The sequence below is a fragment of the Sphingobium sp. DN12 genome, from assembly GCF_051058005.1.
Taxonomy (GTDB): Bacteria; Pseudomonadota; Alphaproteobacteria; order Sphingomonadales; family Sphingomonadaceae; genus Sphingobium; species Sphingobium yanoikuyae.
On record NZ_CP173718.1, the window covers coordinates 185053 to 198622 of the forward strand.

Annotated in this window: 17 protein-coding genes; 15 read left to right on the forward strand and 2 right to left on the reverse strand. The window is 63.2% G+C overall.

The features are described from left to right. Nucleotide 1 precedes the first annotated feature (1 nt). From mobF to ACI6S0_RS24355, 14 genes are all read left to right on the forward strand, one after another. On the forward strand, nt 2-3073 hold the full coding sequence (gene mobF, locus ACI6S0_RS24290; protein ID WP_069338472.1) for a MobF family relaxase: 3072 nt from the start codon (nt 2-4) through the stop codon (nt 3071-3073). Then, nucleotides 3073-3534, forward strand: coding sequence for a hypothetical protein (locus ACI6S0_RS24295; protein WP_125988441.1), 462 nt, complete (start codon nt 3073-3075; stop codon nt 3532-3534). The genes mobF and ACI6S0_RS24295 overlap by 1 nt, the downstream gene beginning before the upstream one ends. Beyond that, entirely contained in the window at nt 3531-3779 is a 249-nt protein-coding gene (locus ACI6S0_RS24300) for a hypothetical protein (RefSeq protein WP_069338474.1), read from the forward strand. The genes ACI6S0_RS24295 and ACI6S0_RS24300 overlap by 4 nt, the downstream gene beginning before the upstream one ends. Beyond that, nucleotides 3769-4572 carry a type IV secretion system DNA-binding domain-containing protein gene (locus ACI6S0_RS24305; RefSeq protein WP_069338475.1) on the forward strand — a complete coding sequence of 268 codons (804 nt, stop codon included), beginning with the start codon at nt 3769-3771 and terminating at the stop codon, nt 4570-4572. The genes ACI6S0_RS24300 and ACI6S0_RS24305 overlap by 11 nt, the downstream gene beginning before the upstream one ends. Then, nucleotides 4569-4778, forward strand: a complete 210-nt coding sequence (locus tag ACI6S0_RS24310) for a hypothetical protein (RefSeq protein ID WP_069338476.1) — start codon at nt 4569-4571, stop codon at nt 4776-4778. Before ACI6S0_RS24305 ends, ACI6S0_RS24310 begins: the two co-directional genes overlap by 4 nt. Next, nucleotides 4741-5136: a hypothetical protein gene (locus ACI6S0_RS24315; protein ID WP_139150105.1), complete on the forward strand. Its 396-nt coding sequence runs from the start codon at nt 4741-4743 to the stop codon at nt 5134-5136. The genes ACI6S0_RS24310 and ACI6S0_RS24315 overlap by 38 nt, the downstream gene beginning before the upstream one ends. Next, the gene (locus ACI6S0_RS24320) at nt 5129-5953 is read left to right on the forward strand and encodes a CsgG/HfaB family protein (RefSeq protein WP_069338478.1); all 825 of its coding nucleotides are present in this window, start codon (nt 5129-5131) and stop codon (nt 5951-5953) included. Before ACI6S0_RS24315 ends, ACI6S0_RS24320 begins: the two co-directional genes overlap by 8 nt. A gap of 50 nt (nt 5954-6003) precedes the next feature. After that, complete coding sequence (locus ACI6S0_RS24325; protein ID WP_069338479.1) at nt 6004-6516, forward strand: hypothetical protein; 513 nt, start codon at nt 6004-6006, stop codon at nt 6514-6516. 83 nt (nt 6517-6599) lie between these two features. Beyond that, complete coding sequence (locus ACI6S0_RS24330) at nt 6600-7232, forward strand: hypothetical protein (protein WP_069338480.1); 633 nt, start codon at nt 6600-6602, stop codon at nt 7230-7232. Next, a complete protein-coding gene (locus ACI6S0_RS24335) occupies nt 7232-7753 on the forward strand; it encodes a hypothetical protein (RefSeq protein ID WP_069338481.1) in 522 nt (173 codons plus the stop codon). The genes ACI6S0_RS24330 and ACI6S0_RS24335 overlap by 1 nt, the downstream gene beginning before the upstream one ends. A 420-nt stretch (nt 7754-8173) precedes the next feature. Continuing rightward, entirely contained in the window at nt 8174-8635 is a 462-nt protein-coding gene (gene tnpA / locus ACI6S0_RS24340; RefSeq protein ID WP_122129165.1) for an IS66-like element accessory protein TnpA, read from the forward strand. Beyond that, nucleotides 8632-8985: an IS66 family insertion sequence element accessory protein TnpB gene (tnpB, locus tag ACI6S0_RS24345; RefSeq protein ID WP_037523654.1), complete on the forward strand. Its 354-nt coding sequence runs from the start codon at nt 8632-8634 to the stop codon at nt 8983-8985. Before tnpA ends, tnpB begins: the two co-directional genes overlap by 4 nt. Before the next feature lie 154 nt (nt 8986-9139). Then, complete coding sequence (gene tnpC / locus ACI6S0_RS24350) at nt 9140-10666, forward strand: IS66 family transposase (protein WP_099232373.1); 1527 nt, start codon at nt 9140-9142, stop codon at nt 10664-10666. A gap of 33 nt (nt 10667-10699) precedes the next feature. Further along, on the forward strand, nt 10700-10993 hold the full coding sequence (locus ACI6S0_RS24355) for a hypothetical protein (RefSeq protein ID WP_163000183.1): 294 nt from the start codon (nt 10700-10702) through the stop codon (nt 10991-10993). Here ACI6S0_RS24355 and ACI6S0_RS24360 read toward each other — a convergent pair. Beyond that, a complete protein-coding gene (locus tag ACI6S0_RS24360; protein ID WP_069338483.1) occupies nt 10941-12200 on the reverse strand; it encodes a Y-family DNA polymerase in 1260 nt (419 codons plus the stop codon). The two genes, ACI6S0_RS24355 and ACI6S0_RS24360, sit on opposite strands and share 53 nt — an antisense overlap. 7 nt (nt 12201-12207) lie before the next feature. Next, complete coding sequence (locus ACI6S0_RS24365; RefSeq protein WP_069338484.1) at nt 12208-12654, reverse strand: LexA family protein; 447 nt, start codon at nt 12652-12654, stop codon at nt 12208-12210. A gap of 85 nt (nt 12655-12739) precedes the next feature. Between ACI6S0_RS24365 and ACI6S0_RS24370 the strand changes: the two genes are divergently transcribed. Then, nucleotides 12740-13234 carry a hypothetical protein gene (locus ACI6S0_RS24370; RefSeq protein WP_234831431.1) on the forward strand — a complete coding sequence of 165 codons (495 nt, stop codon included), beginning with the start codon at nt 12740-12742 and terminating at the stop codon, nt 13232-13234. The last annotated feature ends 336 nt before the right edge of the window (nt 13235-13570 follow it).

Below are 13570 nucleotides of genomic sequence, written 5' to 3' on the forward strand. Positions count from 1 at the left end.
GATGCTCTCGGTCGCTTCCGTCAAATCGGCCTCGGGCGCGGCGAACTATTTCGCCAAGGACGACTATTACACTGCCGAGCATGCCTCCGAGGCGACCGCGTGGGGCGGGGAGGGGGCGGCAGCGCTCGGTCTGTCGGGCGAGGTCACCAAGGAGGACTTCGAGAAGATCCTCAACGGCGAAATGCCCGACGGGGAAAAGGTCGGGCAGGTCCAGAACCGCCAGTCCGGTGTAGACCTGACTTTCTCGATGCCCAAGTCGGCCAGCGTCATGGCCTATGTCGCCGGCGACGCCCGCGTTCTCGCCGCGCATATGAACGCCGTTCGTGCGACCATGGGATGGGTCGAGAAGACCTTTGCCGAAGGGCGGACCTACGAGCATTCCAGGCATGGCGACGCTGTGCGAACCGGCAATCTCGTCTATGCCATGTTCCAGCACGACACGAGCCGTGCGCTCGATCCGCAGGGACATATCCACGTCCTCGTCGCGAACATGACGAAGATGGCAAACGGGGCCTGGCAGGCGCTGCACAATGGCCAGCTGTGGAAGAACAACACCACCATCGGCGCGGCCTATCATGCCCAGTTCCGCGCCGAGCTGGCAAAGATTGGCTATGAAACCAGCATCACCGGCAAGCACGGCCAGTTCGAGATCAATGGCGTGCCCAAAGCCGTCATCGAAGCCTTTAGTCAGCGCCGCACCGAGATAGCGGCCAAGGCGGCTGAACTGGGGATCACCAATCCCAAGGCAATCGACCGGATCACGACCAATACCCGCGACGCAAAATTGAATGTCGAGGACCGCGATGCCTTGCGCGCGGAATGGCGTGATCGGGCAACCGCGCTCGGGTTCGACGGAAAGGCGCTGGTCGATGCCGCCCGGGATCGTGCCGGTCTTGACAGGCCGGATACCCGGCTCGGCACGATGGAACGGGTCGGTGCGGTGATCGAGACTATTCGCGAGACACTCGGAGAGATGTTCCGCCCCGGCGATCCGCTCGTATCCAGAGGTATCGAGCGGCTACGTCTTTCGCCCGTCGAGATTCGCGCTCAGCATGCTGTTGCATCCGCGATCCGTATCCACGCCCAGCGTGAAGCGGCGTTCGAAGTATCCGCCGTCGCCCGAACTGCGCTCGATCTCGGTCTCAAGGGCGTCACCGCCAGTCATATCGATGCCCGCGTCTCCGAACTGATCCGTAATGAGCAGCTGATCCCCGGCAAGTCGGACCGGATCGATGATTTCGTGACCCATGTCACGACGCCCGAGGCGCTGGCGACCGAGCGCGGTATCCTTGCCGAGATCGAGCGCGGGAAAGGCGAGGGGCGCGTGATCGTCCCTGCCGATGTGGTGATCGACCGCATCAATGCCGCCTCGGGCGACAAACAGCTTAACGAGGGGCAGATGGCCGCCGCCACCATGGCGCTCATCTCGCGCGATCGGATCGTTGCCGTGCAGGGCGTGTCGGGCGCGGGCAAGTCGACGATGCTTGCGAGCGTCGCGCGCAATGTCGAGCAGGAAGGCGGCAAGGTCGTCGGCCTGGCGCTCATGAAAGCCACCGCCGACCGGCTCGGCGCCGAAACCGGCATCGAGAGTCGCACCGTCTCCTCCTTCGTCCACAGCTATGCGCGCCATGCGCTCGCAGGGAAGGGCGCAGGCTATGACGGCGCGCGTGACGCGCTCGCCGGCACGACGATCATCCTCGACGAAGCCTCGATGGTCGGCTCCGAACAGATGAAGCACCTCGTCGGCATCGCCAATGCGCTCGGCGTCGATCGCTTCCTGATGATCGGCGACCGCCAGCAGATTACCGCGGTCGATGCCGGCAAGGCCTTCGCGATCGCACAGGCCGGCGGGATCACGCTGGCGCGGATGGACGAAAACCTGCGCCAGCGCACCGACCAGCTGCGCACGGTCGCTGCGCTCACCAACCTCGGTCAGGTGCGCGAGGCGATGGCGGTGCTCGGCGACAAGGTCACGGCCAACCCCGAGCATGTGAAGGCGGCCGCAGAGCATTGGCTGGGCCTTACGCCCGAACAGCGCGAGACGACGGCCATGTTCTCGTCGGGCCGGGTCGCGCGCGCCGAACTCAATGTGCGCATCCAAGACGGGCTTGCCGCCGAAGGGGCGATCAAGGGCGAGGGCGTCGCGATCGGCGTCCTCGACAAGATCAACATTACCCGCGAGGAACTGCGCTACGCTCACAGCTACAAGCCCGGCCAGGTGCTGGACATCCCGAAAGCCGTCAGGGACCTCGGCCTTGGACCGGGCACCTACGATGTCATCGGCGTCGACCACAAGGGACGCGTCCAGGTGCGGATCGGCTCGCGTGTGCGCAGCTTCGACCCGCAGCGCATATCGCCCCTCGACAAAAGCGATGCGATGCAGCTCGCGCAACGCGAGCAGATCCGGCTGCACGAAGGCGACAAGATCCGCTGGACGAAAAACGATCGCGATCGTGGCCTCAACAACAACGATATCGCCCGCGTCATCTCGGCCGACAAGGCGGGCATCCGCGTCGAGGCGAGCGACGGCACGATCCACGATCTCAAGGCAGGCGATCCGATGATGGAGCGGATCAGCCTTGCCTATGCGCTCAACATGCACGCGGCGCAGGGCATCACGACCGACACCGCGATCGCGGTGATGAGCCACAAGGAATCCAACCTTTCCAACCAGCGCCTGTTCAACGTGACCGTGACCCGCGTCCGCGACGATATCCAGCTGTTCACCGACGATCGCGAAAAGCTGACACAGGCCATCGAGCGCAACGAAGGCAACAAGACATCGGCGCTCGAGACCGTGGGCGAACTTTCGGTCGATCCGGCGCGGGGCGTCGCCGGCGCGCAACCCGCAGCAACGTCGAACGAGCCGTTCAACCCCTCGCTTCCGCCGGACCTCGATCGCGCTCCGGAAAAGCTTGGGAGCAATGCCGAAGTAGCCAACAAGGACAACTCTCTCGGTAAAATCGATATCCGCACCGACCCCTCACTCGACCTTACCAAACATAGGGTAATCGTAGAGCCCAAAGCGCCGGAACTTCCCTTCCCTGAAAAAGACATCGGACTGGAACTGTGATGGCGCTCATGCTCATTTCTGTCCTTGCCCTTGTCGCCCTCGGAATGTGGTGGATCGGTCTGTCTGCCCGCTATCAGGCCCCGCAGCCGCCCGTATATGTGTCCAAAGCCGCTCCCGCACCTCGGATACAGCGACGCGCTTCCAAGGCACCCCGCGCGCGTTCAGCAGGGCAGGTCGGCAACCATCCTTCGGTAAAGTCGGTCTCTTCGCGGGCCATCACGATCGAGATGCCTCTCCCTCGACGGGAACCCGGCCCCTTCGAGACCGACCTCGACCTGCCTCGATGCCACCATCTTCCGCTCGCGTTCGACACCGGCCTGTCGTCGCTCAATCCCTACACCGGCCTCGACGACGATCCCTTCGGCGATCCCGAAATCGAGCGCCTTCTCGAACGCTATCTGCCGCAGCAGCGCAGCCGGTTTCACGACGCCGCCCCCCACCGAAAGGAGTCAAGACCATGACCGCCGCCCCGCTATCCTTCGAACAGGTCATCGCCAGCAAACACTGGCATCCCTGCAACCTCGACACCAACACCATGACCCAGTGCATCCAGCAGGCGAAGCATGAGGACGCTCTCGACTGGGGCGGCGAAACCCTGGCGATGGCCGCGATCTTCGGCCTTACCTACGCCGTCCTCATGCCGCTCGGCCGCTTCCTTCGCTCAAGAGCGATGCAAGAGAGGGGAGGCGGGGTCCATGCGCGCTGATTACCCGCTCTCCTTCCAGAGAGAATGCGAACCCGCGCGCCCGCTGTTGACGATCGCGACCGTCCAGACCGCTTCGGCCGACCGGCTTCGCACGGTCCGAAACGGCACGGGCGACCGCCTCGCCATCCTGGGCGATGGCGACGCGTTCACCGCGCTTGCCGACCAGACCCGCGATGTCCTGATCGATCCGGCGCTCGGCAACTGGGACTTTTTTGCCGATCATCCGAGCGACTATGCCAGATCCTCCGCGATCGAAGCGTTCCTGCCGGTCGAAAACGTGCGCGGCACAGCCTTCACCTATGCCGCGCGCTACGTCCTGCTGCGCGCAATCACCCATATCGGCAATGAGCCGGCAGAGACGCTCTCAGGGGTCCGCCGCCTAATCCATGCGCTGCCCGCCAGCGCGATCGCCGAGGTCGCAGGTCACGATCCGTCGTGTCCGCAGGCACTGCGCTGGGGGGAGACCGTGCGCGCAACCGTGATGACCGGCATTGCCGGCATCGCAGACCGCACGCCAGGCATCGCTCCCGTGTCGATCGCCCGGTGGCTGGCCGGGCCTTCGACCGTCATTCTCTTCGTGCGTCGCGATCCCGGGCGTCCCTCTTACGAAATCAGCGCGATCGAGGTGGCGCTACGCGACCATGCAATGCTGTCGGGATTTTCGACGCATCGCAGCGACGACGAAGCGCGGTCAACTGACTGCCGCCCCGATCATGCGCGGAACCCCGCACATCGTCACGCCCCGACCGGCTCCGCGCGCCGGCGAGGCGATCAGTCAGGAGCATCGACATGAGCAACTGGGAATTTGAGGAAATGGGCGAGTTCGGCTCGGACGCCGACGCCGACCGCTGGGCGAAGCGCAACAACCTCGCCCCGCAGGATGTCCGCATCCGCCGCAAGGGGGATGGGGTGGAGCTCGAGGTCCGGCGCTCGGCCCTCGGCGATGGCGATACCCGCCACGATGACCGTCGCGACGGCCGACGCAACGGCTTCTTCTGACAATCGGCCAGAACTGGAGAACAGCATCATGAAACTGAAAATTATCGCCGCGCTGAGCCTTGCCGCTCTCTCGGCCGCCATGCCCGCAGCGGCGAGCGCGCAATCGGCAACGCCCATCCTCGTCGCCATGTCGGCCTATGTCGGAGAGCGGGCTGGAGACGACGCTGCGACGCAGATTGCGGCGAAGAAGGCACATTATGCCAGGCATCGCCATCATAAGGGCAAGTGCAAGGATTGCGCCGACTGCCCCGATTGCAAGGATTGCGACGAAGCGGCCAGGAAAGTCGTGACGCAGGAAGAGCGCGCGGGGATCTGCGATCCCTTGGCCCACGCCAAAAAGGATAAGGCCGGTGCTTGAGCGCGTCTGCCTGTTCGCCGTGACGGCCGCGCTTGCGGCCGTCACACCTTCCATCGCCTTCGCGCAAAAGCTTGGCCAGGGCGGGACGGGCGTCGACGAGACGACGCAACTGCCCCAATGCCCGGTGCCGCTCGGCGTCGCAGCGCTCGTAGAAACGAAAGCTGCGGACCCCGCCGACGCCCTTTCCCCGCAATTGCAGGCACTGATGCGTATGGCGGAAATGCAGAATGGCGGATCGACCGCCCGCGTCGATGCCCTTCCTCTGGTCAAGCTCATGATCGCACGTTCGAACTGCTTCCGCGTAGCCGATCGCGGGGAGGCTTTCAGCGCGCTCGAGCGGGAGCGGGCGATCGCCGGCGCGACCGCTGCCACCCGGCCCGTTACCAAAGCTGATTATCTGATCGAGGTGAAGGTGGTCTATTCCGATGCCAAGTCCCGCGAGTCCGGTGGCGGCATCGGGGGTGTCTTCGGCGGTGCGGTCGGCCTAAAATCCAAGACGCTCGAAAGCCAGGTCCTCATGACCCTGGTCGACGTCAACACCGGCATCCAGGAGGCGGTCGCCAGTGGCTCGGCGCGCAAGAAAGACGTCGGTGTGATCGGTGGGGGTGTCCTGCTCGGGCTTGGTGTAGGCGCTCTGGGCGGCAGCTATGCCTCGACCGACATCGGCAAGATCACCACGCTTGCGACCCTCGATGCCTTCAGAAAGCTCATCGGGGACGCACGGCCGCGCCTTGAGCCAAGGCTCGTGCCTGCGACGCCGCCTGCTGCCGCACCGTCCACGCCGACGACGCAGCCGCTTCCCTCCAGACCGCAATGACCGGGAAATGCGATGATCGCTAAGAAATCGATCCAGACGGTTCAGACGTCATGAACATGATGGCCGGCTTCGGGCTTACACCCTGTCCCTACTGCCATCGTGCGATGATGCCGTGGGAGCCCGGTCACCGCATCCACCGTTGCGAGACATGCCGGCGACCGCTGGTGCTTTTCCGGCTGCTTTTCCAGAGCCGGACGTGGAGGATCGCGCCGCTTGCGGCCGTAATTCACGCCGGTGCCGCACTCGCACTCATACTGGGGGTGGGCACGGCCATCCTGCTCGATGCACCGCCGGCATGGCTGGTGTTCGCGGTCGCGCTGCCGATCGCCGCCCTCGGGGCGATCGACATAGCCGATGGCTGGCTTGCCTGTCGCACGGGCATCGGACGGCTGTTCCTGAAAATCAGGCGCGGACGTGCTGCACGAACAATCGGCATGCTACGCATTGTCTTCGGTCTCGCTGGATGCGCGGTTGCCGTGATCGGCATCATGCTGTTCGGTGAAATACACGGCGCGCCATTAGGCTCGGCTCCGCCTCCCGACGTTCAAACCACAAGACCATGAACCCTGAGCGGCCTCCCGCGCCCACGTCGCCGTCCCCGGATGCCTCAGCAGTTCCGGTTCGGATCACTGGCCTTTTTTCGTCGATGTTAGCGCTGATCCCGTCGCTGGCGATCGTCTGTGGCGCGTTCCTCTACTTTGCGGGCTACAGTTACATCGACACCTACCTGCGATCGTTCGGGCTCACGTTCGGAGCGACGACAATGTCGACGGGTGAGGTCATGGGCCAGGGTTACACCGTCGTACTGTATCTCACTATCACACACTTTTTCGACTGGCTGTGGCGGGTGATGGTGTCGTCGCTCCTCATTTGGTCAGTTATCGCTGTTGCCCTTGGGGCACTCGTCTACGGCAAACGGAAAGGTTCGAACTCATCAGAGCTCATTCTGGAAATCCTGCACGCCGTCGCCAACCGCGTCGTCAATCTTCCTAATTACATTATCGCTGGGGGCATAGTCGTTGTCGTAGCCGTCAGCTCAGGACCGGCCGGGGTCGAAGCCGCCAAGTTCGAGCGCGAAGCGACGATTGCGAAGGTTCAGAAGGGCTGCTGCGCCTTCTATCAATCCGGCAATATTCGGGTTCGTGGCTATCCCATTGCAGAGACTTCCGACCGGATCGCGATTTATACCAATCACGGCGTACACGTTTTGCCAGCTGAGGGACTGCACATTCTGGAGAAGCCCCCGTCCAAAACCCTCCCCGGGCAGCAAGTTCGCTGATGATACTGTTTTGCCTCATCCTGGGTGACAGCACCGCGATCGGCACCGCATCCGCGCTGGCGGCCCAGGGTATCCGCTGCGAGGTCCATGCCCGCGTCGGTGCGCCGTCGGCCGAGATAGCCCGCATGCCCCGGTCGCGATCGCCAGCACCGCTCGCTCTGATTGCGCTCGGATCGAACGACCCTGAAAACCCAGCGCTCGCCCGCAATCTCACGACACTGCGCAGCCGCACGACGGCGTTTCGCGTGACATGGCTGGCGCCCTACCATGCACGCGCTTCCCGCATCGTTGCAGCAGTTGCCCGCAGCTTTGGCGATACCGTCATCCAGTTGAGCGCGGTGCCGACCGCCGATGGCGTCCATCCCGCCAGCTATCGTCCGATCGCGGCCGCGCTGGATTGGAAAAGTCTGTCTGAAAATTGGCACCATGTTGCCATTGGTTCCGCGCGACCGCCTGCGCCAGGGACAACGAGACCGACCCCGGTGCCAGATAGACGAGCCACGGTCCTCGTCATGGAATGACTGCCCGGCGGGCATGAGCATTCGCGCAGATCGTCGCAGCCGCGCAGCGCCGTAATGATCGGTTTACTTGTAAAAAGCATATTCAAAGGGTGGAGAGGTCGTTGCGACCGCTCAGCCTTTTTGAAGAAAGGGGATATGTCTTATGTTTCGACTGAATCACGATATGGCACGCCGCTTTCTGTACGTCGAATTGCGGGGTTTCTGGACGCGGGAAGTCCTAGCTCGGTTCCACGATGAGGCCCGGCTTGTATTGCAGCGTGCAATAGCCAACGGAGCAACGCCCGGCGAAGGCCATATCCTGGTCAATGCGAACGGATTTCCGGTTCAGGATCGAACGATCGCCGTAAGCGGTCAAAATCCCCCACATTCTCATGATTTCGCGATTTGGTAGGTGTTGAGCCTTGCATTTGCGAGGTGGTGATGAGTGGTGATTTCGAAACCAGTTTCGAAACTGAAAGGGGTGGGAGGGCAGGCAAGGTCGAGCGTCTTGACGTCATTCCCTTGTCGAATGGCAACCGTGGATGGACGCCTGCGGCGAAGGCGCGGATCATCGAGGAGAGTTTCAAGCAGGGCGCGAATGTGGCCGAGGTAGCCCGGCGTCACGGCATGCTCCCGCAACAGCTTTATAACTGGCGAGGGCGTTTCCGGGAACGGGCCGAGGGGATGGGCTTTGTTCCCGCGGTGATTGAAAGCCCGCCGGCACCTCCCGTACCGTCGCCATCTTCTGGGCCACCGGCGCCTGCAGTGTCATCGTTGCCCGCGAGTTCGAGGAGTGGCGGTGAGATTATTATCGAGACCCGCGGGCTGTCGATCCGCATCCCGTCCGACGTGGATGCCGACCATATCGAGCGGGTGCTCCTGGCCGCGCAGGTGAACACATGATCATTCCGCCCGGACCGTTGAAGGTGCTTGTCGCGACGCAGCCTGTGGACTTCAGGAAGGGTATGGCGGGCCTCGCCTCACTGGTGCAGCAGGAACTGCGGCTCGACCCATTCTCAGGCATGCTTTTTGTCTTCCGGGCACGCCGGGCGGACAGAATAAAACTCCTCCTGTGGGACGGCACCGGGCTCGTACTGGTGACGAAGCGGCTGCAGGATGGGAAGTTCCGCTGGCCCCGCCCGGGAGACGGAGTGATGAAGCTGTCGGCGGCCCAGGCTTCCGCGCTGTTCGAGGGGCTGGACTGGTCGCGCATGCACGTGCCGCGGGTGCCAAAGCCACTTCATGCGCAGTAGATCGCACGCCTGATTCTACCTGACGCAAGGCTGTTCCCAGACGTGGGGAACTGGCTAGAATGCGGGCGTGGTGGCGCATCCCGAACCCCCTGTCGAGACCGGCCCGGAGGCTGGATATGACGAGCTTCCCGACAATGTGGAGCAGCTCAAGGCGATGGTGCTGGCCGAGCGCGCTCGCGCGGCACGGCTCGAACATATCCTCAAGCTGATCAACCGCTCGACCTTCGGCAAGCGTTCGGAAAAGCTGCCGGTCGATCAACTGGCCTTGACGCTGGAAGACCAGAACGTCGCGCTTGGTGAAGCCGATGGCTTGCAGGACAAGGCGGCCGAGGAGGCCGGACGTTACGGCCTCAGGCCGCGTCGCCGGCGGGCTCCAGATGCCGAGCGCGCATCGCTGCCGGCCCATCTGCCGCGCTTCGAGACGGTGATCGAGCCCAAAAACCTGGAATGCGCCTGTGGCGGGACGCTGCACAAGATTGGCGAGGACCGTTCCGAACGGCTCGACATCATCCCGGCCCAGCATCGCGTGATGGTGACGATCCGCCCCCGCTATGCCTGCCGCTGCTGCAGCGACGGCGTTCGCCAAGCGTCGGCCCCGGCGCATGTAGTGCCGGGCGGCTTGCCGACCGAAGCGCTGATCGCCGATGTTCTGATCAACAAATATTGCGATCACCTGCCGCTCTATCGGCAATCGAAGATCTTCGCCCGGCAAGGCATCGAGATCAGCCGCGCCACTATGGCGAACTGGGTTGGTCGTGGCATCGCTGCGCTGATGCCCATCACCGACAGGATGCGCGCCGATGCGCTTGCCCGTGCCCGTCTGTTCGTCGACGAAACCACGGTCAAGGTGCTGGCGCCGGGAACGGGCAAGACGAAAACCGGCTATATGTGGGTCATAGTGTGCGACGATCGCGCTCATGGCGGCGTCGATCCGCCTCTGGCGCTATACACATATATGCCAGGACGCGGAAAGATGTGGGCCAAGCAGTTGCTTGGGTCATACCAAGGCATCCTGCAGGTCGATGCCTGGCAGGCCTATGACCAGTTCGGCAAGGACGATGGCGCCGACACCGGCGTCACCAAGTCCTACTGCTGGGCTCATCTGCGGCGCGGGTTCGTCGATGCAGGCAGCGATGCTCCGGTCGCGCAGGACGCCTTGCAGCGCATTGCCGAAATCTATGGCATCGAAAAGGAAATCCGTGGGCGCACGGCCGAAGAACGCCTCGCTGTCAGGCAGGAGCGGACCCGTCCGCTGGTCGACAAGCTCCATGCCTGGTTCGCCGCCACCGCACCGCGCATGATGGCCGGATCGGCAACGAGCGATGCGATGAAATATGCGCTCAAGCGCTGGGCGGGCTTCACCCGGTTCCTCGACGACGGCAGGATCGAGATCGATAATAACACCGCCGAACGGGCTATCAGGCCGGTGACTCTCCAAAGAAAAAATGCACTCTTCACCGGCCACCAGCTCGGTGCAGAAAACTGGGCGGCGATCTCCTCGCTGGTCGAAACCTGCAAGATGCTGGACATCAACCCCTACGCCTATCTCTGCGATGTCCTTACCCGGATCATCACCCGCGCGGATACCGATCCGATCGACGATCTGTTGCCCTATTGCTGGACCGATGCCAACGCCGCGCAAACCTCGTTCGAACTGAGCAGCATCGCAAGCGCCGCCTGATCGTCCAAATTACAGCCCCGTTCTCAAGGCCACGTGGGGGATTTTTACCGCTTACCGATCGCCGAGGAGATCGCGCAGTTCATTCCGCTCTATGGCAAGCTGGCCAGACGCATCGCGGTGGTCGGATCGGATTCTTCCCTTCAGCGCCTTCAGGCAAAGAGACTGATCGGTGAGAATGGCAAGTTGTTCGACAACGACGAAGCCGCGAAGACCTGGCTGTTCTCCGCCGATCGAACAGGCACTGCACATGCGGGAACGGGGCGCGCTGACATTATCACCGCGCGATCGGCACCTGATCGATCCGCGTCGTCCATGACGGGCTTTTGAACGCTCGCTTCGTATCGTAGGACTTGGTTCCGAACCCCTCGGATGCAAGGCGCATGGTATTGCGGCCGAAGCGACCGTTGAGCCCGTCGATCGCGGACAGAAGGGCAGGGGATCGCGGGTCGGGCTTTGCAAACAAGTCGGCCTGATGCGCCGCCATCCTTTCCAATCCCTCCAGCATCACCCCGCACTTGGTATAGACCCGGCCCGTCTCGAACATCGCTTCGGCCATGCGCGCGGCCATGCCGGCGATGACGCGGGGATCGTTGGTTGCCGGCGACAATCGACCGACGCGCGATGCCGATGGCGCGTTCGGTTTGAACCTGCTGCCATGCGCAAACGCGATCAGCCTCGTCGCAGCCAGACCCTGATTGCGGATTTTCTCGGCCGCGCGAACGGCGCGCCGAACCATCGCTTCGCGCAGCGCGTCCACGTCGCTCACCGGCTCCCCGAAACACCGCGTCACAGCGGTTGCCTTGGATGCCGGCGGCTCAGGCTCGAAATCGGTGCATTCCACCCCGTTCAACTCACGCACGAGGCGCTCGAGCACGACGGTCCCCACATCGCGCGCGACCTCGGGCGGAAGCGCTGCAAGATCGGCCGTGGTGCGCACGCCCAGCGGTCGCAGGCGTTGTGTCATCGCGCGCGCGATGCCCCAGACTTCCTCGACCGGCCATTGTGCGAACATGCGCTGGCGCAGTTCGACATCGTGCAGGTCGACCACCCCGCGCCAGACCTTCTCTGACGCCTTCGCCAGCGCATTGGCGACCTTGCTCAGGGTCCGCGTCGGTCCAAGGCCAATCCGGATCGGCAAGCCTGTCGCCCGCTTCACGTCCGCGATGATGCGATGCGCGCTCTCGACGTCGCCCAGTCCGTTCGCCAGGACCGGCAGGCGGAAGAAGGATTCGTCTATGCTGTAGATCTCGATGGTGTCGCTGTGATCGGCGAGCACCTGGTTGAACCTCCGGTTCATGTCCGCGTAAAGCTCGTATGAACTCGATCGGCACTGGACACCGTGCTCGCGCACGATGTCCCGGATCTTGAAAAGCGGCGCGCCCATCTTGATGTGCAGCGCCTTGGCTTCCTCCGAGCGGGCGATCGCACACCCGTCGCCGTTCGACAGCACGATGAGAGGCTTGCCCCGGAGCGAGGGATCGAAGACCCGCTCCGACGAGCAATAGAAATTCTGGACGTCCGCTATCCCCCACATCGCCTGTCTAGCCTTGCAGGTTGCGGACAGTGGCGCGCACGACGCCCCAGATCTCGACGGCTTCATCCGCGACGACTGGCTCGTATCTCATGCGAGCGTTGCGTGCCTCCAGCGTCGGCTTTCCTTCGCGCCATACCAGTTGCCTGATGACGAACCCGCCATCGACCACGGCGATGACGATCCGTCCGTTGGACGGGGTCACGTCCCGGTCGACGACGACGACATCGTCGTCATGGATGCCCGCGTCGAGCATGGAATGTCCGCTGACCCGGAACACGAAACTGGCGGCGCGATCGAGGCGCAGCAACTCGACCAGATTGACCGCCGTTTCCTCCCAATCCTGCGCGGGTGAAGGGAAGCCGGCCCCTGCTGCGCTGACGATCTTGAGGCACAGGTCAGTGGGTATGTGGGCGATCGGAACGGGACGGGAGAGGGGAATCACGCAGGTCGACATGCGCGCATGATAATCCGCAAAGGAACATCAGGGGAACGCATTTTTCCCCTTTTGTTCTTTTGCGCGATGACTCATAGAGTCATCGATGCCGATCCGCCCCGAAAACCGCTGGCTTTACCCGATCGACTGGCCGCAAATCTCGGATCATATCCGTTTCGGGCGGGCAGGGGGACGCTGCGAACAGTGCGGCCGACCGCACAAGCGGCGTGTCGCGCATCTGGGTGACGGCCGCTGGTGGGACGTCGAAGCACGCGCCTGGCGCTCCGGGCGCGGCAGGAAGGTCAAGGTTGCCACCGGCTTCTCGCTCGACCTGGTGCGAACGACCTATGTCGTTCTCGCCTGCGCGCACCTCGATCATGACCCTGGCAACTGCCGCCCCGCCAATCTCGCCGCGCTCTGCCAGCGGTGCCACATCCTCCACGACGCCGAGGAACACCGCTGGCAGCGATGGTGGAATGCCTTTCGCTTCCGAGCGCTGCGCGACCTCTATGACGATCCGGTTGCCGCCCGCCACAAACTCCAGCTAAAACAGCAACACAAGATCATTTCGATATGTTCCCGCGATTTAGAGAAGACATAATCGTCACCAGATAGAAATGACACCGTCTGGTAGCAGCGGGGGCAGCGTGGAGCCATCCAAACAGCGCAGCGCTGCCCCCGCTGATGCCATTACCTCACGGCTCCTGACCCCGGACCCGCTGCGCCAGCAGCGGGCTTGGTTACCCTGGTTTTCACGCGGCTGACCTTTCCCGAAACTCCATGTCCGATGCCGCATTTCGGGAAAATACAATCGGGAACATATTTCGGGAAAATCAGCCCCGGAGCCGCGAGGCGTAGCCGGTTTGCGGCCCAGGATCTCGATCGACCTTCGTTTGTGGGAAAGGTACGACTTAGATTGACGATGCAGTAATGTAGG